This window comes from Rhizorhabdus sp. GW822-FHT03C02 (genome assembly GCF_058801765.1).
The window spans coordinates 371,891-394,694 of the sequence record NZ_JBXANN010000004.1; the positions used below are offsets into that span (position 1 = coordinate 371,891).

At 66.3% G+C, this 22,804-nt stretch carries 17 protein-coding genes; 8 read left to right on the forward strand and 9 right to left on the reverse strand.

The window, feature by feature from the left end:
• Positions 1-103: 103 nt before the first annotated feature.
• From AC1RM6_RS14100 to AC1RM6_RS14110, 3 genes are all read right to left on the reverse strand, one after another.
• Positions 104-2,608 (reverse strand): hypothetical protein, encoded by a 2,505-nt coding sequence (locus AC1RM6_RS14100; protein WP_493102201.1) that lies wholly within the window; start codon positions 2,606-2,608, stop codon positions 104-106.
• Between the two features lie 294 nt (positions 2,609-2,902).
• A complete protein-coding gene (locus AC1RM6_RS14105) occupies positions 2,903-4,867 on the reverse strand; it encodes a calcium-binding protein (protein WP_493102203.1) in 1,965 nt (654 codons plus the stop codon).
• A gap of 334 nt (positions 4,868-5,201) precedes the next feature.
• The gene (locus AC1RM6_RS14110) at positions 5,202-5,405 is read right to left on the reverse strand and encodes a hypothetical protein (RefSeq protein ID WP_493102204.1); all 204 of its coding nucleotides are present in this window, start codon (positions 5,403-5,405) and stop codon (positions 5,202-5,204) included.
• A 170-nt stretch (positions 5,406-5,575) separates the two neighbouring features.
• Here AC1RM6_RS14110 and AC1RM6_RS14115 point away from each other — a divergent pair, with 170 nt between their 5' ends.
• Entirely contained in the window at positions 5,576-6,634 is a 1,059-nt protein-coding gene (locus AC1RM6_RS14115; RefSeq protein WP_493102206.1) for a GGDEF domain-containing protein, read from the forward strand.
• 127 nt (positions 6,635-6,761) lie between these two features.
• On the opposite strand, the gene AC1RM6_RS14120 is transcribed toward AC1RM6_RS14115, so the two are convergent.
• Genes AC1RM6_RS14120 through AC1RM6_RS14130 form a run of 3 tightly spaced genes read right to left on the reverse strand, consistent with a single transcriptional unit; the run spans position 6,762 to position 10,959 of the window.
• Complete coding sequence (locus AC1RM6_RS14120; RefSeq protein ID WP_493102207.1) at positions 6,762-8,477, reverse strand: ATP-binding protein; 1,716 nt, start codon at positions 8,475-8,477, stop codon at positions 6,762-6,764.
• Positions 8,474-9,055 carry a TOL_0243 family YfiR-like periplasmic protein gene (locus AC1RM6_RS14125; RefSeq protein ID WP_493102209.1) on the reverse strand — a complete coding sequence of 194 codons (582 nt, stop codon included), beginning with the start codon at positions 9,053-9,055 and terminating at the stop codon, positions 8,474-8,476. The genes AC1RM6_RS14120 and AC1RM6_RS14125 overlap by 4 nt, the downstream gene beginning before the upstream one ends.
• Complete coding sequence (locus AC1RM6_RS14130) at positions 9,043-10,959, reverse strand: TOL_0244 family TonB-dependent receptor (protein WP_493102211.1); 1,917 nt, start codon at positions 10,957-10,959, stop codon at positions 9,043-9,045. Before AC1RM6_RS14130 ends, AC1RM6_RS14125 begins: the two co-directional genes overlap by 13 nt.
• A gap of 289 nt (positions 10,960-11,248) precedes the next feature.
• Between AC1RM6_RS14130 and AC1RM6_RS14135 the strand changes: the two genes are divergently transcribed.
• Positions 11,249-11,560 (forward strand): hypothetical protein, encoded by a 312-nt coding sequence (locus AC1RM6_RS14135; protein ID WP_493102213.1) that lies wholly within the window; start codon positions 11,249-11,251, stop codon positions 11,558-11,560.
• Between the two features lie 306 nt (positions 11,561-11,866).
• On the opposite strand, the gene AC1RM6_RS14140 is transcribed toward AC1RM6_RS14135, so the two are convergent.
• A complete protein-coding gene (locus AC1RM6_RS14140; protein WP_493102215.1) occupies positions 11,867-14,281 on the reverse strand; it encodes a TonB-dependent receptor in 2,415 nt (804 codons plus the stop codon).
• A 148-nt stretch (positions 14,282-14,429) separates the two neighbouring features.
• On the opposite strand from AC1RM6_RS14140, the gene AC1RM6_RS14145 reads away from it, so the two are divergent.
• Entirely contained in the window at positions 14,430-14,606 is a 177-nt protein-coding gene (locus AC1RM6_RS14145; protein ID WP_493102216.1) for a hypothetical protein, read from the forward strand.
• Between the two features lie 331 nt (positions 14,607-14,937).
• Here AC1RM6_RS14145 and AC1RM6_RS14150 read toward each other — a convergent pair whose 3' ends face one another.
• Entirely contained in the window at positions 14,938-15,666 is a 729-nt protein-coding gene (locus tag AC1RM6_RS14150; RefSeq protein ID WP_493102218.1) for a class I SAM-dependent methyltransferase, read from the reverse strand.
• A 246-nt stretch (positions 15,667-15,912) separates the two neighbouring features.
• On the opposite strand from AC1RM6_RS14150, the gene AC1RM6_RS14155 reads away from it, so the two are divergent.
• From AC1RM6_RS14155 to AC1RM6_RS14170, 4 genes are all read left to right on the forward strand, one after another.
• Positions 15,913-16,617, forward strand: coding sequence for a DUF899 family protein (locus tag AC1RM6_RS14155; RefSeq protein ID WP_493102220.1), 705 nt, complete (start codon positions 15,913-15,915; stop codon positions 16,615-16,617).
• 10 nt (positions 16,618-16,627) lie between these two features.
• A complete protein-coding gene (locus AC1RM6_RS14160) occupies positions 16,628-18,130 on the forward strand; it encodes an ABC1 kinase family protein (protein ID WP_493102221.1) in 1,503 nt (500 codons plus the stop codon).
• Positions 18,131-18,278: 148 nt separating this feature from the next.
• Positions 18,279-18,800, forward strand: coding sequence for a winged helix-turn-helix transcriptional regulator (locus tag AC1RM6_RS14165; RefSeq protein ID WP_493102223.1), 522 nt, complete (start codon positions 18,279-18,281; stop codon positions 18,798-18,800).
• A 5-nt stretch (positions 18,801-18,805) separates the two neighbouring features.
• The gene (locus tag AC1RM6_RS14170) at positions 18,806-19,618 is read left to right on the forward strand and encodes an SDR family NAD(P)-dependent oxidoreductase (RefSeq protein ID WP_493102225.1); all 813 of its coding nucleotides are present in this window, start codon (positions 18,806-18,808) and stop codon (positions 19,616-19,618) included.
• A gap of 93 nt (positions 19,619-19,711) precedes the next feature.
• Here the strand turns inward: AC1RM6_RS14170 and AC1RM6_RS14175 are convergent, their stop codons facing one another.
• Positions 19,712-20,614, reverse strand: a complete 903-nt coding sequence (locus AC1RM6_RS14175; protein ID WP_493102227.1) for a helix-turn-helix domain-containing protein — start codon at positions 20,612-20,614, stop codon at positions 19,712-19,714.
• Between the two features lie 131 nt (positions 20,615-20,745).
• On the opposite strand from AC1RM6_RS14175, the gene AC1RM6_RS14180 reads away from it, so the two are divergent.
• Complete coding sequence (locus AC1RM6_RS14180; protein WP_493102231.1) at positions 20,746-22,800, forward strand: TonB-dependent receptor; 2,055 nt, start codon at positions 20,746-20,748, stop codon at positions 22,798-22,800.
• The last annotated feature ends 4 nt before the right edge of the window (positions 22,801-22,804 follow it).

A 22,804-nucleotide genomic window follows, 5' to 3' on the forward strand; every position in this document is an offset into this window, starting at 1 on the left:
CAGGTGGAATCATCTGACGAATCGGAAAATGCAGCAAACAAGGGCAATTAGAGCATGTCCTGCTTCGGGTGATCACGACATGCTCCAGAGGCCGGTGCGACCGTCAGAGGAAATAATCCTGGAGTATGGTCGTCCGGTCGGCGGCGTATAGCGTGACATGCTGCGACCAGGGCTGGGTATCGGCCTGGTCGATGTCGATGATCGTGCGGGTGCCGTTGTCGTTGCTGATGTCGTAGAAGTCGATGCGCCCCTGGAGGTCGTAATAGGTCGACTGGTTCGTCCAGGGCTGGTTGCCGGCCTGGTCGACATCGACGACCGTGCGGGTGCCGTTGTCGTTATTGATGTCGTAGAAATCGACCCGTCCCTGGGTGTCGAAATAGGTGAGCTGCGACCGCCACGGCTGGGTATTGGCCTGGTCGATATCGACGATCGTGCGTGCGCCGCCGTCGCTGACGATGTCGTAGAAATCGATCCGGCCCTGGGTGTCGAAATAAGTGAGCTGCGACCGCCATGGCTGGGTGTCGGCCTGGTCGATATCGACGATCGTCCGTGCACCGATATGGCTCACGATATCGTAGAAGTCGATGCGCCCCTGGACATCGTAATAGGTGGTCTGGGTCGCGAAGTTCTGGGTAAAGCCTTGGTCGATATCGATGACCGTGCGCGTCCCGTCGTCGTTGGCGATATCGTAGAAATCGATCCGGCCCTGAAAGTCGAAATAGGTGAGCTGGCTCGTCCATGGCTTGGTGCCGGCCTCGTCGAGATCGACGATGGTGCGGGTGCCGTTGTCGTTGTTGATGTCGTAGAAATCGATCCGCCCCTGCGTATCGTAATAGGTGAGCTGCGACCGGAAGCTCTGGGTGTTGGCCTGATCGAAATCGACGATCACCCGGCTGCCGTCATCCTTGTTCTGGTCGACGAAGTCGAGCCGGCCCAGCGTGTCGTAATAGCTCAGCTCCGACGTGTTCGGCGTGACGTTGGCGAGGTCGAAGGTGGCGAGGACGCGCGACCCGTCGTCGTTGACCGTCGTCCGCTGCTGCAGCCGCCAGTCGGCGGCGTAGATATTCTCCATCGTCGCCCAGATGTTGCCGCCCGGGTCGGTCAGTTTCTGCTCGGCGCGCTCGAATCCCTGCGCGGCCAGGTTGAAACCGGTCGGCGTGGCGATCCCGACGACCAGCGTGTCGATGCCGGCCCCGCCGAAGATATTGGCGCCGTTGTCGGCGGCATCGTAGATGATCCGGTCGTCGCCCGCGCCGCCATCGATGCGGTCGGAACCGGTCCCGCCGTCGATCATGTCGTCGCCGGCTCCGCCCTGGAGGTCGTCGTCGCCCACGCCGCCGTCGAGATTGTCGTTGCCGCCGCCGCCGATCAGAATGTCGATGCCCGCGCCGCCCTTCAGCGTGTCCACGCCCTCGCCGCCGTCGAGATTGTCGGCCCCGTCGCCGCCATCGAGCAGGTCGTCCCCGGCACCGCCCTTGATGACGTCGTCGCCCTCGTCGCCGAAGAGGCTGTCGTTGAAATCGCTGCCGGTGATCTGGTCGTTGCCGGACCCCGCATAGATGCCGCTTCGCGAACCGCCCGCGTCGAGGATGTCGTTTCCGGAATAGCCCTGGATCGCCTGGTAGGTCAGTCCGCTGATTCCGGTGATGCGATCGTCCTGCAGCGAACCGCCGATGCTGACATTTTCGATATTCCGGAAATAGCTGCCCTGCGCGACCGCGGTCGTCAGATTGAACGTCATCGAGGAATAGAAGTCGTTGGCGTTGAAGTTGATGCTGTCATAGCCGGCGCCGCCGTCGACATAGAATTTCGGCCCGCCGGGAAGCAGGATGAGATCATTGCCGTCGCCGCCGTTGATCGTGTTCGATCCGGTGATCATGCTCGTGCGGACGATGTTCACATAATCGTCGCCCGCGCCGAGGTTGATCAGGTTGGTCCCGCCGCCTTCCAGGATCGTCACCGAATCGCGGTTCGGGCCCGCGGTGATGATGTTGTTGCCGCCGATCCCCTTGATCACGCTCGATTGGGCCAGGCCGACCTGGGTCAGCGTCGCCGTGGCCGCATCCCACGAAAAGCTCGCGACCTGGGTGCCGTCGGTGCCCGCGGCGCCGTAGATCTTCGTGACCGCCGCCAGGTCGAGCGTGCCGAGCGTCGTCCCGGCAAAGCCACCGCTGTTATAGGACATCACCGTGCTGCTGTAATTGTCCAGGTCGGCGGCCAGGACGTCGCTCCCCTCGAACGAATGCTTGAAGCCCAGGAAATGGCCGATCTCGTGCAGCAGGATATGCTTGTCGCCCGCCAGCGCGGTCGAATAGAAAATGAAATTGCCGTCGACATAGGCGGCGTTGCCGGTCGACGCGATGTCGAACTTGCCGAGCACGACGTCGCCCATGCCCGCCGGCACTTCGAAAAAGGTCAGGCCGCTGGCATTGGCCCACTCGCTGAAAGCCGCGCGGGCGAGATCCTTTTCGCTTTCGGAAAAGGGGACGAAGCTGTTCAGCAGCGACGGCGCATAATTTAGCTGGCCCTTCGACGCCTCGATCGATGCTGCGGTTTCGAAGGAAAAGGACACGAAAGCGGGGCGATTGGAGGCCGCGGCTTCGGTCACCCCTGTTATGACCAGCGATCCGGCGGTCGAAAGACTGAAAGGGGGCGATCGCAATACCGCGCGTTCGTCTCTTACGATTGGCACCCGCTACGCTCCCCACGAACATGGACGGAAGGAGAATCGGTTATTCGATCTGCTTTGGCCGTCTCTATTTCGATATGTCGCACCGAATGACGGCTTGTCTACGATCACCGGGAAAAATTCGATGGATCGAACCAAACTGGGACAGGGCGGGACGTCGTCGGTCGGTATCGGAAGCGGATCGCCGAGCCGCTTCCGATGCGCGGCGCGCCGTTACAGGAAATAGTCCTGCAGGACCGAACCGTTCGTGGCGTACAGCGTGACATGCTGCTCCCACGACTGGGTGTTGGCCTGGTCGATGTCGATGATCGTCCGCGTGCCGTTGTCGTTGTTGATGTCGTAGAAGTCGATCCGCCCCTGGGTGTCGTAATAGGTGAGCTGCGACGTCCAGGGCTGGGTGCCGGCCTGGTCGGTATCGACGACGGTACGGGTGCCGTTATCGTTGTTGATGTCGTAGAAATCGACCCGGCCCTGCGCGTCGAAATAGGTGAGCTGCGACGTCCAGGGCTGATTGCCGGCCTGGTCGGCATCGACGATCACGCGCAGGCCGTTGTCGTTGTTGATGTCGTAGAAATCGACCCGGCCCTGCGCGTCGAAATAGGTGAGCTGCGATGTCCAGGGCTGGTTGCCGGCCTGGTCGAGGTCGACGATGGTGCGGGTGCCGTTATCGTTGTTGATATCGTAGAAATCGATGCGTCCCTGGGTGTCGAAATAGGTCAGTTTCGACGTGAAGCTCTCATTGCCGGCCTGGTCGAGGTCGACGACGGTACGGGTGCCGTTGTCGTTGTTGATGTCGTAGAAGTCGATGCGTCCCTGGGTATCGAAATAGGTGAGCTTCGACGTGAAGGTCTGGAAACCGTTCTGATCGATGTCGACGACGGTGCGGGTGCCGTTGTCGTTGTTGATGTCGTAATAATCGACGCGATCCTCGGAATCATAATAGGTGATCTGGCTCGTCCACGGCTGGTTGCCCAGCTGGTCGATATCGGCGACGCTGCGCGTATCGTTGGGGTAGCGGGTCTCGTAATAATCGACCCGGCCCTGCGCATCATAATGCGTCGATTGCGAATCCCAGGGCTGCGCGCCCGTCGGGTTGACGTCGATGACGATGCGGGTGCCATCGTCATAGCGCTGGTCGAACAGCGACACCCGGGCATTGGCCGTATAATAGATCTGCTCCGACGCGATCGACGAGCTGTTGTTGACGTCGAAGGTCGTGACGATGCTCGTCTGGTCGTCATAGACGGTCGTCTGCTTCTGCAGCTGCCAGCCGGTCGAATAGATCGACTGCCGGCTCGACCAGTTGTTTCCGGGCGTGTCGGCCTCGTTATATTCGGCGCTCTCGAAACCCTGCGCGGCCAGGTTGAATCCCGTCGGAACGGGGCCGCCGTTGATGACGAGCGTGTCGGTGCCGGCGCCGCCGATCACCGAGGCCGCGCTGTCCGCCGCGTCGTAGATGATCCGGTCGTTGCCCGCGCCGCCGTCGAGGCTGTCCGCACCGGCGCCGCCGTCGAGCGTGTCGTTGCCGTCGCCGCCCGAAAGCTGGTCGTTGCCCAGCCCGCCCGAAAGCCTGTTGGCGCCGGTGTTGCCGACGATCACATTGTCGAGGCCGTTGCCGGTCCCATCGATCGCGAACGACCCCGTCAACGTGAGGTTCTCGACATTCGCGGCCAATATATGGGTCACGCTCGATCGCACCGTGTCGGTGCCCTCGTTCGCATTCTCGACGATGACGTCGGATGCCGAATCGACGATGTAGCTGTCGTTGCCGGTCCCGCCGGTCAGCAGGTCGTTGCCGGTCCCGCCGTCGAGCGTATCGTCGCCCGACCCGCCTTCGAGGCGATCGTTGCCGCCCATGCCGTTGATGATGTCGTTGCCGGCATAGCCGATGACATGATCGGCCAGGGCGGACATGTTGAACGTGTCGGCGCCGCTCAGGATGCTCGAGACGATGCTCAGATCGTCGGCGTTGCCGGCGGTCAGCGCTGCCTGGTAAAGCGGCACGGCCGGCGTCGAGAAATCGCCGAGAAACCAGATGCCGTCACCGATATTATAGCTATATTCCAATATGCCGGTGACGGTTCCGCCGGTGACGTCGCCATTGTTGTTGACGGTGATGCCGGTGCCGCCGAAATTGATCTCCTGGCGGTCGTTGGACGGGCCGGCGATGACCGACACGATGTCCTGGAAAGTCCGCCCCTGGATGGGGTAATTAATATTGTCGTAAAGGTCCGAAGAAATCAGGTTGCGCAAGTAATAATTCAAATCGATGTGATCGATATCGAACGCTACACTTGATTTCGCGACAAAATAGGCCACCGATCGTTCCCCCCGAGATTCGTTCCGCTTGATGTCAGCGGGGGTATCGCTCGTCAATCCTCGAGCCGAACTCGGTTCCAAAATGGATGAAGTTGTGCTCGGCCGGGCTGCGATCCTTGCGGATGTGCAACAATTTCTTCGGCTTGGACATCATCTTCCGTGACGGCCGATGTCGGATCGGCGGCGTCCGCCGTCAACGCCGCGAAATCTGCCGCGGTGCCGACATCTCGATCAGGCGCTCCGCCAGCGTCGGCTGCCATGGCGCCCGCCAGCCATGATCATGGCCCTTGTGCATCGCCACGCCGCAATCGGCGCAATGGCTGGTCTGGGGACCTTCCTGCCAGGGGCGGAAGGCGGCGGCGGGCCAGTGGCGGCCGAACAGGCAGGCGATAGACATTTTCGCTAAGCGCCTGATTCTACCGCAAGTTCCCGATCTTGTCTTCGTTCGCGCCTGCCGATAGGCGCGGTGACGAAGATTTTGGCCGGGTCGAGTCGGTCGCCCATTGGAAAATGGCGAAAAATAGGGAAAAACGCCGCCGCCCTGCGCCATAAGGAGTTTGACGCCCGATGGGCGACGGTTTCGCATTTCTGTTCCCGGTGATGTTCGTCACCCTCGGCTGCACCTTCCTGCTGGTGTGGCGCTGGGGCGCGCCGATCGCCTTGTGGTGGGGCGCGGGCTTTTTCTGCTCGGGAATCGCCGCTTGCGTGCCGCTGCTTCCCCACGCGATCCCGATGATCGTGCGCGGCATGATCGCCAACGGCCTGTTCGGCTTCGCCTTCTTCTGCTTCGGCGAGGCGCTGCTCCGGCGCGCCGGCGCGGGTCGGCTGATACCGCTCCGTGTCGCCCTGCTGATCGTCTCCGTGGGCGGGTCGGTCGCCGCCATGGTGCTCGACAATCTGCGTGCGCAGATATTCTCGGCGGACATGGGTTGCGCGCTGCTGCTCGCGGTCGCGCTGCCGGCGGCCGCGCGCAGGCTGCGCCAGCCGATCGACCGCGCGCTGTTCGCGATCTGCGCGCTCGTCGCCTTCGAAACGTTCCTCCAGGCCGCGACCGTCATGGTCACGGTTCCCGCCGGCGACGGCAACGGCGCCTATCTGTCGTCGCTCTACGCCTTCCTGATGCAGAGCAGCGCGGTGGTGCTCGGCCTGATCCAGGGGCTGATCGCGCTCGCCTCGGCGGTGCTCGATCGCATCGCTGCCGATCGCCAGTCGGCGCTGCGCGATCCGCTGACCGGCCTCGCCACCCGCCAGGGGCTCGCCGAGGAGCTGGCCCAGCGCCCCGCCGGCCCGGCGGCCGCCTGCGTGGCCTGCGACGTCGACAATCTCAAACAGGCCGGCGAGATGTTCGGCCCGCAGACCGGCGAGCGGGTGATCGCCGAGATCGCCGATCTGGTCGGCGCGCTCTGTCCCATCGGCGGCGTCGCCGCCCGGGTCGGCGATCACCAGTTCCTGCTCTATCTGCCGACCGGCGGCACCCGCGGCGCCGAGGCGACCGCCGATCGGCTGCGCAAGGCGATCCTCAACCACGACTGGAAAGCCCGCGAGGTCGTTCCCACCGCGCTCGCCGGCCTCAGCCTCACCGCGATCCTCCAGATCGACTGCCACGTCCAGGCCGCCCCCCGCTGACTTCTTCTAACCCCTCCCTTTTAAGGGAGGGGCGAAGGGGTGGGTGGCGAGCGAAGCGAGCCCTCCGACGGTGCGGCAAAAGCCAAACCCTTGCCCCTCCCTTGAAAGAGAGGGGTTGCGAGAGCCGCTATCCGATCGCCGCTTCGATCGCCCCCGCCAGATCCTCGATCCGATACGGCTTGTGCAGCAGCCTGATCCCCTCCTGCGCTGCCGCGGCCGCCGCCGCGCTGTAGCCGGTCATCAGCACCGCGGGCAGCTCGGGCCGCAGCCGCGCGACCGCGCGGACCAGGTCGAGCCCGCTCAGCGCGCCCGGCATCACCATGTCGGACAGCAGCATGTCGAACCCGCCATCGGCCTCGACCCGCGCGATCGCCGCGTCGCCGCTCGCCACGCGCTCGCTCGCCATGCCTAGCGCGTCGAGCATCTCGGTCACCATCGCCGCGACATGATCGTCGTCCTCGACCAGCAATATTCGCCGCTGCCCATCGACGGCGGCGGGGGCAGGGGGCCTGTCCTCGGTTTTGCGGGGCGGCGCCTTGGCCGATCGCGGGATGATCAGCGCGATCGTCGTGCCGCGCCCGACCGCGCTGTCGACCACGACCTCGCCCGCCGATGATCGCGCGAAGCCGTAAACCTGGCTCAGCCCCAGCCCGGTGCCCTGGCCGACCCCCTTGGTGGTGAAGAAGGGCTCGAAGATCTTCGCGGTCATCTCGGGGGCGATCCCGGTGCCGGTGTCGGTCACCGCGATCCGCACCCGGTCGGGGCGCTCGCCCTCGCCGGGCAGATTGCCCGCGCTCACCACGATCGTGCCGCCGTCGGGCATCGCGTCGCGCGCGTTCAGCGCGATGTTGAGCAGCGCCACCTCCATCTGCGACGGATCGACCTCGATCGGCCATAGCCCGCCGGCGAGTTCGAGCCGCACCTCGACATCCTCGCGCATCGACCGGTCGAGCAGCGTGTCCATGCCGCGGATCCGCTCGCCGGGATCGATCACCTCGGGGTGCATCGGCGATCGCCGCGCGAAGGCGAGCAACTGCTGGGTCAGCTTGGCGCCGCGGTCGACCGCCTGGCGGATGCCGGTGCGCAACCGCTCGCGCTTGGCCGGATCGGTGGTGCGCTCGAGCAGGTCGAGCCCGCTCGACGCCACCATCAGCAGATTGTTGAAATCATGCGCGACCCCGCCGGTCAACTGCCCCATCGCCTCCATCTTCTGTGACTGGCGCAGCGCCTCCTCGGCCTGCTGGCGGCCCTCGATCTCGGTGCGCAGCTTGGCATGGGCGTCGCTCAGCGAGGCATAGGAGGCGCCCAGCACCGCGACCAGCAGCGACGCCATCACCACGATCAGTGCGATCCCCAGATAGCGCAGCGCTCGCCTGGGCCAGCTCTCGATCGATGTGCGCAGATAGACCGATCCCAGCACGGTGCCGGCCTGCGCGACCTTGGCGGTGACGATCAGGTCGCGCCCGTCGCGCACCGGCGCCGTGACCCGGCTGGTCGCGGGCAGGGCGACCCCGGCGGTGCTGTAGCCGGCGACCATGTTGCCGCTCGGACTATAGGCGCCCGCCGCCTGCACCTCGGGGTTGAGCCGCAGCGCGTTCAGGAATTCGCTGGTCGCGTCCTGATCGTCGAACGCCAGCGGCGCCGCGACGCTCGCCGCCAGGATCCGCGCCTGAACCTCGGTCTGGCGCAATTTCTCCTGGGTGCCGATCCGGTCGTTCTGGATCGCCAGCGTCAGCGCGCCGATCAGCAGCGCCAGCGCGATCAGCACCGCGGTCAGCGGGGTGATCGCCAGCCTGCGGGCGGTGCGGCCCAGCATATCGGTGGTGCGGTTCAAGATCGTCATTTTTTCGGCGCCCCGATTGCCAGCCCCAGCAGCTTCGAACTCACCCCGATCCCGTTCGCGCGGGCGGCGTCGGCGTCGATCTGGAAACGAACCCGCCCGGCCTGGACGACGAACACGATCATGCAGCCGGCGGCGCCGGTCGCGCTGTCGCCGATCGTCAGCACCGGCTGGCCGGTGATCGTGGCGGGGGCGACCCCGCCCGCCGCCGAAGGCCGGCCGACATAGAGGATATGGCAGCCGCCGGTGCCGCCGCCGGCTGCGATCCGGCGCAAAGCGACCGGGCGGCCGCGCACCGTCTGGCCGCGCGCGACATCGTCGATCAGCGCGCCGAACGGATCCTGCCCGGCCAGGCAGATCGTGAACGGCGCGCCCGGCGGCGGCATCGCCGCGGGCGGCCAGTCGACGAACGGCGCGAACTTGACCAGATAGCTCGCCTTGACCGCCTGCTCGAGCGCCGGGGTGGCGGCCGGGGCGGGCGCGGCGACGGCAGCCGTCGGCATCGCCGGCGCGAGCATGCCGGCAGCGATCAGCGGCCAGGCCGGCCGCATCCAGGGCGATCGCCGGCTCAGATATGCCATTTCAGCGCGGCGAACATGCTGCGCGATACCGGATTGGCCTGGCTCGCGGGCAGTTCGCGGTGCCGCTTGTGGAGCAGGTTGAACCCCGACACCGATATCTCGGCCTGGTCGCTCAGCATCCAGCCGATCCGCGCGCCCAGCTCGACATAGCCCGATGTCCGCGGCGACGGCAGTGCGCTGACATAGCGCAGGTCGGCGTCGACATTGAGCCGCGGCCCGATGTCCATCGATGATCGGAGCGTCACCCTATGCTTGGGATCGTTAGTGACCTGCTCGATCCCCAGCAGCGGCACCACGCCCGGCTTGAACCGGAATTTCTCGATCAGCAGGCTGTATCCGGGCTTGAGCCGCCACCAGCTCGTCACCCGATAATCGGCCCAGCTGTCGAAACCATAGCTGTGCCCCTCGATGCCGTTGCCCCATTGCAACGGCAGCAGCCCGCCGGGCGCGGGCTCGATGCTGCGCAGATCGTCATAGCGGTTGTAGAAGCCGGAGATCGACAGTGAGGCATTGGCCGACGCGATCAGCCGGGTGCCGCCTTCGAACGCGGTCAGCTTCTCCGACCGGAAGCTCGACGGCCCGATCAGGAACAGCGTCGGCCCGATGCTCTCCTCGACGTCGCGGTCGAACGGGCTGGGGGTGCGGACCGCGCGCGATATCGCGCTCCACAGCAGCAGGGCGGGGTTGGGCTTCCACGACAGCCGCGCCGAGGGCAGCAGCGCCATCCCCGAATAGGGATCATGTTCCAGCTTGAGCCCGCCGATCGCGGTCAGCGTCGGCGCGATCGCGATCGTATCCTGCGCGAAGATATTCGCCTGGAACAGGGTCCGGTGCGCGGGCACGAACGCCAGGCCGTTGGCGCCGACGATATCATAGTCGATGCTGCGCGCGCCGCCGCCCCAGACGATCTTGTGCGCGCCGCCCAGCGCGAAGCTGTGCTGGATATCGAGGTCGAACGTGTCGACCCCGAAATGGCCGCCCTCGTCCTCGGTGCGGCGGCCGCTATGGTCGTAATAGGCCTGAACCTGCAGCGCCGATCCAGATGCCCAGCTCCGGTTCCAGCGCGCGACGATGTCGCGCCCGTCGATATGCTCGTCGCCGGCGGCATTTTGCGACCGGCGGCCGTCATAGGCGTCGCCCTGGATCATCAGCAGGTCGTCGGGCGACACGTTCCAGTCGATCCGGAAGCCGCCCTGGACGCGCAGGCTGTCATTGTTGATCGCGGGCGAACTGTCGGTATTGCGGTGCGCCTTGGCGAACAGCCGGTAACTCAGCGTGTCGCCGATCCGCCCGCCATAGCGCAGCCCGGCGTCGCGGGTCTTGTCGCCGGCCACCGCGGTCGCATAGGCGCCCTGGGTCTGGCCGGCATGGCGGGTGATGATGTTGATCACCCCGTTGACCGCATTGGTCCCCCACAGGGTCGCGCCCGGGCCGCTGATCACCTCGATCCGGTCGATATCCTCGGGCAGCACGTCCTGCATGTCCCAATAGACCCCCGAATAGATCGGGGTGTAGACGCTGCGGCCGTCGATCAGCACCTGCAGCTTGTTCGAGAAATTCTGCGCGTCGGCATTGCCGCCCAGGCCGCGCGCGGTGATCACATAGCCGCCATTGCCGCCACCGCGCATCACCTGCAGATTGGGCGCCAGCCGCAGGATGCCGGGCAGGGTCAGCGTCCCCGACCGCACGATATCGTCATGGGTGATGACGTAGATCGATGCTGGCGCATCGCCCAGCGCACCGTCGGACTTGGTCACCGACGACACGTCGAGATTGGCCAGCGACGTGATCGACATGTCGCGCAATTCTTCGATGCTCTGCGCGGCCGCCGGCACCCCCTGCATCCCCAGCAACGCCAGTCCGATTGTCCGGCCGATCGCGCCCGCCCTCGGCTTCGCTCCCATTCTTCCCCCTTCGCGCGTACGCAATCCGCGCGATACGCTTGAGGATGCCATGCGGTTCCGCTCCGGAGCAATGAATGTTTCGGATCGGTTACGGTCGTTAAGCCTGTGCGGCGCCTGAGCAAATCGATCGCCTATGCCTTGGCATCCTCGCGATCGCGGGCAGAATCCCGGAAATCCTCGATAGTTCTGACTATGAACTATCTTGCGGCGGATCGGTCGGCGCTTTATGATCGGGGGAGGAGAGGCCGGGCGCGAGTCCCGGTCCCGTCTGAAAGAAAGGTTTATCTTGATGCGTGCTCTGACTGTCGCCGCGATGCTTGCTCTGTCGGCCGTTCCCGCGGCCTCCTTCGCGCAAGCCGCGCCTGCGGCCGCCGCGACCGGCTATAATGTCGAGGACACCGACATCGGCACCCTGCTCGACGATCCCGCCGCCAAGGCGGTGCTCGACAAGCATCTCCCCGGCTTCACCGCCAATCCGCAGATCGACATGGCGCGCTCGATGACCCTCAAGTCGATCCAGCAATATGCCGCCGACACCGTCACCGACAAGGCGCTCGCCGACATCCAGGCCGACCTGGCGAAGCTGCCCGCGAAGAAGTGATCCGACCTTAGGGTCGTGATGCAAGAGGGGGCGCGGCCTGCGAGGGCCGCGCCCTTTTTGTTGGCGGCGAAGAATGAAGAAAACAACACCGCCCCCATCTTCGTCATGCTGAACTTGTTTCAGCATCCACTCTTCCTCTCGGGAACGGCCCCTTGTCGCACGGTGGATGCTGAAACAAGTTCAGCATGACGAGTGAGATCATGTGGGCCGCCGCCTGTCCCCTTCGCCGGAACAGGATAAAAATCGGCCGGCCAGTCCTGCGACTGGCCGGCCAGGTCATCCCAGGGCGGGATAGGTCGTCAGTTTTTAACGCGACCCGAAGGCGTAGCGGATGTTGAGGCCGAACTCGCGCGGCTGGGTGAAGGTGATGCCGCGATAGCCCGAACTGCCGATCGCCCCGGTGGCGCCGATATTATAGGTGGTGGTCAGCGGGGTCGGGCTCCGGCTGAGCACCCGCTCGGTCTTGGTGATGTTCTTGCCGTAGATCGACACCTCCCAGGCCCCGCTCGGCGAACGGATGCCGGCGAAGAGGTTGAGCAGCGCATAGGCCTTCACATCGTCGACCGCGTTGGTCGGGTCGTTCTGCGACTTGCCGTAATAGGATAGCAGGCCGCGCAGATAGCCGTCGACCATCGACGAAATCGGCATCGAATATTCCGACGTCACCGTCCCGCTGAACGGCGGCGCCAGCGATGCGCGCTGGCTGACCGCGCAGGCCGCGATCGTGTCGCCGCCGGTCGCCGCCCGGATCTGGGCGACGGTCGGCACCGTCGACACGCTGTCGGGTTTGCCGTCGGTCGGGAAATAATCGTTGCAGGGGATCACGCCGCCCTTGATCTTGCTCCGGGCATAGCTGCCGTTCATGCCGATGTCCCAGCGGTCCATGACCTTGAACGACGCTTCGGCTTCGATTCCGTCGACCTTGACCGGCACCGCCGCGACGAAGTTGAACTGGTTGACCGACTGGACCAGCGTGATCGGGTTCGTCGCCGTGTTGGCGGTGGTGTTGATGAAGAACACCCCCGACGACGACCGGTAGGGATAATTTTTATAGTCCTGGTGATAGGCCGAGACGTTCAGGCGGATCCGCTTGTCCATGAAGCTCGATTTGAAGCCGGCTTCATAGGATTTCGACTTTTCGGGCGGCAGGTTGACGAAGCTGCTTTCGCGCGCCGACCGTGCCAGGCTGAAGTCGCCGGTCGCCGTCACCGGCGGGCGCCACGAACTGCCGACATTGGCGTAGAGCATGAAATCGTCGCTGAAGCGGTGCTTGACCGATCCCGAATAGATCACGGTGTTCTCTTTGACATTCTCGGCCGCGGCGGCCAGCACATTGCCCGAGACGCTGAGGCTGCCGACCGCCTTGTAATCGATATAACGCAAGCCGCCCGAAATCTCGGTCGCCTCGCCCAGATGCATCGTCAGGTTGCCGAACGCCGATTTCTCCTTGTTGCCGCCGCCGCGCACGACCGGGGTCTGGACGACGATGCCGGCGACCGTCGGCGAGGGCAGGCCGAACAGCACCGGGGTCGGGCTGGTCAAATTGGTCGGGAAATCGCCCTTCTGGTAGAAGGCGCCGACGATATAGTCGAACATCCCCGCGATCTGCTCTTCGGACGACAGCCGCACTTCATGCGCCCAGGTCTTCGAATTGCTGTTGGTGATCTGGCCATAGCCCTGCAGGAAGGCCGGGAAAGTCGGTCCGAAGAAATCCCCGGTGTCGGAGATCTGCACCGAATAGAAATGCTGCTTGTTGCGCTCGCCGACATAGTTGAGCTTCTGCCCTGCGAACGCCCATTGCGCCTGCAGGTTGTAATTCTCGAACTCCTGGCGGATCCGGCGCGGCGCATCCTCGATCGCGCGACGATCATTGCCGTCGATGAAGATCCGGCTCGGTGCCGCGGTCGGGTCGGTCGCCTGCAGCGATTCGACCTGGTCGTAGCTGTGAAGCCGCTGCACCAGCTTCTGATAGCTGCCGTTGAACGACAGCGTGTCGGTCGGCTCGAACCGCGCGGTGACGCGGCCGCCCTTGGTGCGCGAATAGGGGTCGGTGCCGTTGGTGACCTTCTTGACCCGGCTGCCCTCGTTATTGTCGATGATCCCGGCGACGCGGATCGCCAGCATGTCCTTGACCAAAGGCACGCCCAACGCCCCGTTGACGTTGATCCCGCCGATGCTCGTGCCGGTCGCGGTCATATAGCCGCCGATATCCTGCAGGCTGGCGCGGTGGGTGGTGATCGTCATCGACCCCGATGGCGATGCCCGGCCGCGCAGTGTGCCCTGCGGCCCGCGCAGCAACTCGATCTGGCCGATGTCGAACAGCGCCTGGAACAGGTTGCCGGCCGAAATCGGCGCGTCGTTATAATAGAATTCGATGGTGCCGTTGTTGCCCGACGCGTTGACGTCGTAATTGACGCCGCGCACCGATGCCGTCGCGCCGATGCCGTTGGCGTTGTTCGCCAGCGTCAGGCCGGGGACGATCGTCGAGATGTCCTCGAAGCGGCGGATGTTGAGCTTGGCCAACTCTTCGGCCTTCACCGCGTTGATCGTGATCGGCACGTCCTGAAGGCTTTCCTCGCGGCGCCGCGCGGTGACGATGATCTCGTCGTCGATGCTCGCCGTCTCTTCGGCGGCCGGTGCCGACTGGGCATGCGCGGCGCCCGCGGCGATCATCGCCAGGCTGGTTCCCGCGAGCAGTTCGATGATTTTTATGGATTTCATTATCTTCCCTCCCCTTGTCGAATTTTTTCGATGTTCGCTCATGTGGCGGAAACGAGTCGCTTCGCTCCCGATCCCGGGTTCAGCCCCGGAATGTCGCTGCCTTTCCGGATGCGCCGATGCGGGGCGATCCTCTCAAGGCAAAATTGGCATGACCAATTTTATCGGACGGATCATGTCCGGTTACCCGAACACGGCCAACGCCATGAAAAAACTGGAAGACTATATTTTCGAGCGCGGGGAGGTGCCAATGGCAGGCGGTCGCCTCGAACGAGGCGAAAAATGCCCAGATGCTATGACGGATCGACGATATGATCATCGCGCCTGACGGCTCCCCTCCCTAGACGGGCGCCTGCTTTTAGTCAGCGGGTCGTCCCTGTTTCATGGGGTAAGCCAGCCTTATTTGGTCTGTCAATTACGCATAATTGGTCAAACCCATTAGTAATGGACAATACAGTTTGCGATAACTGAGAGCATCGCAGATTTCCGCGAAAAATGACGGGCTGTCATGTTCGCACGCGCCGCGGCTTTTCTTCGGATGATCGCCTGAGCGTTAGGTGCGATTGCCATTGTGGATAAATGCGGCCGGCGACGTCAAGGGGGACAGGCGATGACTCAGTCCGTCGCCCGCCCCTACGTGCCTCTTCTTATGACCCCGATCACCGCTTCGGCTTGCGGAACCGCAGCACGAACTGGTCGGTCTTGCCGCGCACCCCGGTCTCCTGGACCTTGAGGCTGTGATCGTCGCCGGCATGCGCCAGCAGCGGGCTCGTCGCGTCGAGCTTGAACCCCGCCGCCTCGACCTCCTGCTTGACCACGACATCCTCGATCCGGTGCAGCGTCGACGTCTGGGTCGCGCCGGCGCCCTTGGCGGTCTGGTGATCGACGATCAGATAGACCCCGCCGGGTTTGAGCGCCTTGTACGCCGCGGCGTTGATCAGGCTCGCGACATCGGCGTCGCCGACCTTGCTGTTCTTGAAGTCGTGATAGTTGAGCGTGGTCCAGACGATGTCGACCGGCTCGGGCGCCTTGATCTCGCCCGGCTGGATCGTGACCACCGCGACATTGGGATGCGCCGCGGCATAGTCGGTCAGCGCCTGCGACGGCTTGCCGGCCATCGCATAGACCTTGCCCGCCGGCCCCACCGCGGGGCTCAGCAGCCGGGTGAAATAGCCGCCGCCCGGCGCCAGCTCGGCGATCTTCGCGCCCGGCTTCACCCCGGCGAACGCCATCAGCTCGGCCGGCTTGCGATCGGCGTCGCGTGCCTTGTCGGCATCGGGGCGCCCGGCATCGGCCAGCACCGCCGCCAGATCGACCTTCGCCGCCACAGCCGCGCCGCCCATCACCAGCGCCACACCCAGCGCGCCCGCCAACATCCCGCGTCCCATCGTCCACTCCCTGTTCGGTTGCGGCGGCAATAGGCGCTGTCGGCGAGGCGGGGTCAACCCAAACTCGTCGCCCCGGCGGAGGCCGGGGCCGCCCAAGATTGAAGCACATCATTGACGTGGGCGGCTCCGGGCCGATGCCTGTCCTCGGACGGGGCACAGCCCCGAGCCGGGGGCCGGAGCGACGACAGGAGCGGAACGCAACCCCAATCCGCACATTATCCTCCGACGCAACCGAAGAGGCCCCTCATGGCGACCCACACCCTCGTCCCCGCCGCCCAGCTGGCGGCCGGATTGAACCTCCCATTCCCCGGCGCGAGCCCGGCCTATCGCGATGCGCGCGAACAGTTGCTTGCCGAGGAGATCGAACTGCGCCGCCACATGACCCGGGTCGTCGCGCAGCGGCAGGCGCTTCCGCCCGGCCCGCTGATCGCCAGGGACTATCGCTTCAAGGACGCGAACGGCACCGATCTCGGCCTCGCCGATCTGTTCGGCGGCAAGGATGTGCTCGTTGCCTATTTCTGGATGTACGGGCCCCAGCGCGAGCGGCCCTGCCCGATGTGCACCAACTGGCTCGGCGCGGTCGACGGCAACGCCGCCGACATCGCGCAGCGGGTCGCGCTCAGGATCTTCGGCCGCAGTCCGGTCGAGCGCCAGCGTGAATTCGCCCGGGAACGTGGCTGGCGTCATCTCGATTTCGTCCAGACGGTCGGCGACGATTATGCCCGCGACCTCGGCCTGCTCAACGCCGACGGCAGCGAGAATCCCGCGCTCACCGTCTACCGGCGCGACGGCGACGCGGTCCGGCTGTTCTGGTCGAGCGGGATGACCGGCGCGATGGCCGATCCCGGCCAGGATCCGCGCGATGCCCCCGACATCGCTGCGCTCTGGTCGATCCTCGATCTCACCCCCGGCGGCCGCGGCACCGACTGGTATCCGAAGCTCGACTATTGATGACGCGCGGATGATCAAGACCATCATCGTCGCCGCGCGCGACCGCGCCCGGCTGGGCGAGATCGCCGCGATCGCCACCCGCTTCGGGCTCGATACGCTGCTCGCACGGCTCGGGCTCGAACGCAAGCAAGGCGACGAGGGCGAGGCCGCCGATCTCCCGCGCCGCACCCGGCTCGCGCTCGAGGCGCTCGGGCCGACCTTCGTCAAGCTCGGCCAGATCCTCGCCACCCGCGCCGATCTGCTGCCGCCCGACTGGATCGCCGAGCTCGAACATCTCCACAGCCGCGCGCCGACCCTTCCGTTCGACGAACTGCGCGACGCGGTCGAGGCCGCGCTCGGCCAGCCGCCCGAGACCGCCTTCGCCAGCTTCGATCTCGAACCGATCGCCGCCGCCTCGATGGCGCAGGTCCATCGCGCCGCGCTCCAGGATGGGCGCCCGGTGGTGCTCAAGATCCGCCGCCCCGGCATCCGCCCGCGGATGGAGGCCGATCTCCGGCTGATCGCCCATCTCGCGACGATCGTCGAAAAGGCCAGCGCCGAGGCACGCCGCTTCGCCCCGGCCGCGCTCGTCCGCCAGCTGGCGCAGGCGGTGCTCGAGGAACTCGATTTTTCGAACGAGGGCCGCAACGCCGATCGGCTGCGCGAGGATTTCACCGGCAATCCGAACGTGGTGATCCCCGAAATCCACTGGGCATGGACGTCCGAGACGCTGCTGGTGATGGACTATATCGACGGCGTGCCCCCGCGCGACGGCGCCACCCTGCGCGCGGCCGGGATCGATCCGGCGGCGATCGCCGGGCTCGGCGCCGACATCGTCCTCGACATGGTGCTGGTCAACGGCCGCTTCCACGCCGATCCGCACCCCGGCAACCTCCTCTGCCTGCCCGGCAACCGCCTCGCCTTGCTCGATCTCGGCTCGATCGGCCATGTCAGCCCGCGCCGGCGCGAGGAGTTCATCGGCTTCGTCCGTTCGCTCAGCGCCGGCGACCCCGCCGCGCTCGCCGACACGCTGGCGCTCTGGTCGGCGGGCAGCGGGGTGCCGCGCGAGCGCATCCTGATCGCCTCCGAACGGATCATTGCCCGCCATGGCGGCGGGCGGATCGTGCTGTCGGCGCTGATGGCCGATTTCTTCCCGCTGTTGCGCGAGGAAGGGCTGGCGCTGCCCCCCGATCTGCTGCTGATCTTCAAGGCGATGGTGACGATCGACGGGGTGCTCACCGGGATCGAGCCCGGCTTCGACCTGTCGGGCGCGATCGAACGGTCATGGCTCCGCCTCGCCGGCCAGCGCCTCTCGCCCGACCGCTGGGCGCCGACCGTCACCGCCTTGTTCTGGGAGCTCTCGAAGATCGGCGAGGACGCCCCCCGCCTGCTGCGCGCGCTGATCCGCCGCATCGAGGCGCCCCCGGCCCATGACGGCGCGATGGTCGCCGACGCGATCGCCGGGGCCGGGCGATGGATCGCGATCGCGATCCTCCTCGCGGGACTGATGGTCGCGGCGGCGTTGGTGCTTTGAGGCTGTCGCGAAGAGGCGACACCACCCCTTCCGTTCGTGTCGAGCGAAGTCGAGACGCCCCGCGCACCATCTCCCTTTCTCGTCTTCCCAGCGAAGGCTGGGATCCATGTCTCTCTCCGGGGAAATGACCGCGCGAGGGGCAGAAGCCATGGATCCCAGCCTTCGCTGGGAAGACGAGCGTCACCTCGTCACTTGCAACCCGCAACCGACGCGCTATCTTCCCCTCATGGACCCCGAACGCTTCTCCGATGGACCTTGCCCGGTCGGCCGCGGCCTCGCCCGGGTGGGCGACGCCTGGAGCATGCTGATCCTGCGCGACGCCAGCTACGGCATGACCCGCTTCGACCAGTTCCGCACCAGCCTCGGCATCGCCCCCAATATCCTCACCCGCCGGCTGAAGGCGCTGACCGAGGACGGGCTGCTCGCAAAGAGCCGCTATTCCGAACGGCCGCCGCGCGACGAATATCTGCTGACCGCGGCCGGGCGCGATTTCCTGCCGATCCTCTACGCGATCGGCGCCTGGGGGAAGCAGCATCATGGCGGTGGCGAGATGACCTATGCGGTCGACGAAGCCACCGGCCTGCCGATCGAGCCGGTCGTCGTCGACCGCCAGAGCGGCGCCCCGCTCGGCTCGCGCCCGCTGCGGCTGGTCGTGCCGCCGAAGGGGTGAGGACCATGCAGCCGCCCCGGCCGACCAGCCTCGTCACCGGCGCCTCGTCGGGGATCGGCGCGGCCTTCGCCCGGGCGCTGGCGGCGCGCGGCCACGACCTGATCCTCACCGCCCGCCGCGCCGACCGGCTCGAGGCGCTCGCCACCATCCTGCGCGCCGATCATGGCACGACGATCGACGTCATCCCCGGCGACCTCGCCGCGCCCGGCGGCGCCGCCGCGCTGGTCGCGGAGATCGAGGCGCGGGGCCGCCGCGTCGACTGGCTGATCAACAATGCCGGCTATGGCGTCCCCGGCGCGTTCGACGCGAGCGCCTGGCCGGTCCATGAGGCCTTCATCCGGATCATGATCGAGGCGCCGACCGAACTCGTCCGCCGGCTGCTGCCGGCGATGCGTGCGCGCGGCTATGGTCGCATCGTCAACGTTTCGTCGCTCGCGGCGCATGTGCCCAGCACCGCCGGCCACAGCCTCTATCCGGCGAGCAAGGCCTATCTCGTCAAATTCTCGCAGTCGCTCGCGCTCGAAAATGCCGATGCCGGCGTCCATGCCTGCGCGCTGTGCCCCGGCTTCACCTGGTCCGAATTCCACGACGTCACCGGCACCCGCGCGACGATGAACAGGATGCCGTCCTATATGTGGCTCACGGCCGAGGAAGTTGTCGCCGACGGCATCGCCGCGGTCGAGGCCGGCACCGCCGTCCGCATCCCCGGCCGCCTCAACCGCGCCATCGCGGCGTTCGTGCGGCTGATCCCGCCGGGCCTCGCCTTCCGCATGACCGCCCGCCAGTCGCACCGCTGGCGCGACGCGAGCCGCGGCTGAAGCGGATCACCGCTCCCCCCGTTCGCCCTTAGAGCATTTTCAAGTCAGGTGGAATCACCTGACGGCTCGGAAAATGCGGAAAACAAAGACAATTTAGAGCATGTCCTGATCAATCTGATCGGGACATGCTCTAGCGAAATCCGACGGCAACGCGCCGGTGACGCGGCGGAAGGCCGCCGCGAATTTGCTGGGATTGGCATAGCCGACCGCCAGCGCCGCGGCGGTCACGCTCTCGCCGCGGCCGAGCCATTCGGCGGCGCGCTCCATCCGCCGCCGGGTCAGATATTGGAAGGGCGCAAGGCCGGTCGCCGCCTTGAACGACCGGCCGAAGCTGCCGATGTCCTGTCCGGCCTCGCGCGCCAGTTCGGCCACCGACACGTCCTCGGCCAGCCGCGCGTCGATCAGGTCGAGCACCCGGGTGAGCCGGGCGCCGGCGAGCGGCCAGATCCGCCGCGCCGGCGCCGGTGCCGCGCGATAATGCTGCAGCCGCCCGACCAGCAGCGCCAGGCCATGGTCGAAAAAGGCACTCGACAGCCCATGCGCCTCGCCGTCGCGCCACAGCGCGGTCATCACCGCGGTCAGCAGCGGATCGTCGTGCAGCGCGCCGGCGGCGTCGGCGAGCGACAGCGGGTCGACGCCGTCGTCGAACCGGTCGGCCAGCGCCGCCGGATCGAAGCCGATCCCCAGCATCTGCATCCGCGACCAGCGCACCCGCGCTCCGTCGTCGGGCAGGGTGACGCTCAGCGTGCCCGGCCGCATCACCCCGTCGACCCGGATCTCGCCCGATCGGCGCGCGAACGCGCCGGCGTTACGCGTGCACAGGTTGAACAGGATATAGCCCGCTTGCTGCTGTTCGCCGGCGAAGTCGCGATAGTCGAGCAGCGCCATCCGCACCGAACCGGGATCGTTCATCCGCATCATCCGCGGCACCGCGCCGAACCGGGCGGCCCGGTCGCGCAGCGCGATCATCTCTCGCTCGTTCGACGCTTCAGCCATCAAGCCTCGGACATTTTGGGTTGGATCGGAGCATGTCGCACCGGATCGGAGTGGCAGTGCCGGATATGTCCGATTAAGGCTCTCGCACTTGCAAATCAATCGCAATAAACAATTGCACATTGGGGGCACCGATGAACCATATCCACCGCGCCGCCGCGGCGCTGACGACCGCGCTCGCGACACCCGCATTCGCCGCCGGGACTGCCGACCTCGACGAGATCGTCGTCACCGCCGAACTGATCCGCCGGCCGCTGCTGGTGACCGGCACCAGCGTCGAGATTCTCGATGCGGATACGCTCGCTCGCCGGCCCGGCCTCGCCACCGTGCGCGACGTGCTCGACACCATCCCCAACCTGTCGATGGTCACCGGCACCGGCAAGGCGCCGACCGTGCGCGGGATCGACGGCACCGGCCCGGCCGAAAATGCCAATGCCTTCTTCGCCGGCAGCCGCGCCCGGCTGAGCTGGCGGATCGACGGTCGTCCCGCCAGCTATAACGAGGTGGTGTTCGGCGATATCGGCATCTGGGACGTCGACCGGATCGAGATATTGCGCGGCGCGCAGAGCAGCCTGGTCGGCCGCAATGCGATCGCGGGCACGATCGTCGTCGAGACCCGCGATCCGTCGTTCGACACCGAAGGCGCCGCCCAGGTCGCCGCCGGCAACCGCCACCAGCGCCGCGCCTCGGCGATGCTCAACCTGCCGATCGCCGCCGACAGCGTCGCGTTGCGCCTGTCCGCCGACTGGTCGCGCCGCGATTCCGCCACCCATTATACCGCCTATGCCGGGGTCGCCGATCCGGCGCGCGGCGAGGGGCTGGTGCTGCGCGGCAAGCTGCTGCTGGCGGCACCGTCCGATCCCGACCTCCGGCTGGTGCTGACCGCCGCCCATACCGACTATCGCGGGCCCAATGGCGAGATCGTCGTGCGCCCGTTCCAGGACCGGGTCTCCAACTTCCCGCGCCAGCCGGTCCACAAGCCGCGCACCGACAGCCTCGGCGCCGAATTCAACGCGCCGCTGGGGCAGGGGCTCGCGTTCGAAGGCTTCGTCTCGGCGACCGATTTCCACTTCGCGCGCAAGGCGGTGCCCGGATCGACCAACGCCACCGTCGACACCACCGAATATATCGTCGAACCGCGCCTGCGCTACGCCGGCGAGAACGGCCTGTCGGGGGTCGCCGGCATCTACAGCTTCCGCGCGCGGCAGAAGGAGTTCATCGAGTTTCTCGGCGGGCAGAATTTCCGCGACCGCAGCGACACCGTCGCGCTCTATGGCGAAGGGGTGGTGCCGCTGTCGCCGGCCTTCGACCTGTCGCTCGGCGCACGCTACGAGCGCGAGAAGCGCCGGCGCAACGGCGGCGATGCCACCGGCACGCTGGTGCGGATCGCCGCCGACGAGACCTATCATGCCTTCCTGCCCAAGGCGGGGCTGACCTGGAAGCCCGATGCGCGATCGGCCTACGGCCTGCAGGTCTCGCGCGGCTATAATTCGGGCGGCGGCGGGGTCGCCTTCGTCTTCCCGATCGTCAATTACGAATATAAGGCCGAATATGTCTGGACCGCCGAGATCTTCGGCCGCCAGTCCTGGGCGGGCGGGCGCGTCCGCACCACCCAGAACCTGTTCGTCTCGCGCTATCGCGACATGCAGCTGCCGTTCGACCTGACCCCCAACGATTCGCGCGACGAGGCGTTCGTGGTGCGCAACGCCGATCGGGTGCGGACCTGGGGCGCCGAACTCGGCGCCTCGGCCGATATCGCCAAGGGGCTCGGCGCGCGGCTTTCGGTCGGACTGCTCGGCACCGACGTCGCCCGCTATCCGGGCTCGGGGATCGAGGGCAACGACCTGCTCACCGCGCCGTCGGTCACCGCCGGCGGTGGGCTCGACTGGACCTCGGGGCCGTTCAGCGCCTCGACCAGCCTGCGCTATTCGGGCGGCTATTTCACCGACGTCAACAACCGCCCGCGCGGGCGCACCGACCCTTATCTGGTCGCCGATGTGCAACTCGCCTGGCAGCTCGGCGGGTTCCGCCTGTTCGGATCGGTCCGAAACCTGTTCGACAGCGAGAAGCCGGTCGCCCGCTATCCGGGGATCGCCCCCACCGGGTCGACCCAGCCCGACAGCGCCTTCGACAGCGCGGTGCTGCTCCAGCCACGGACGCTGACGGTCGGGCTCCAGGCGAAATTCTGATCCG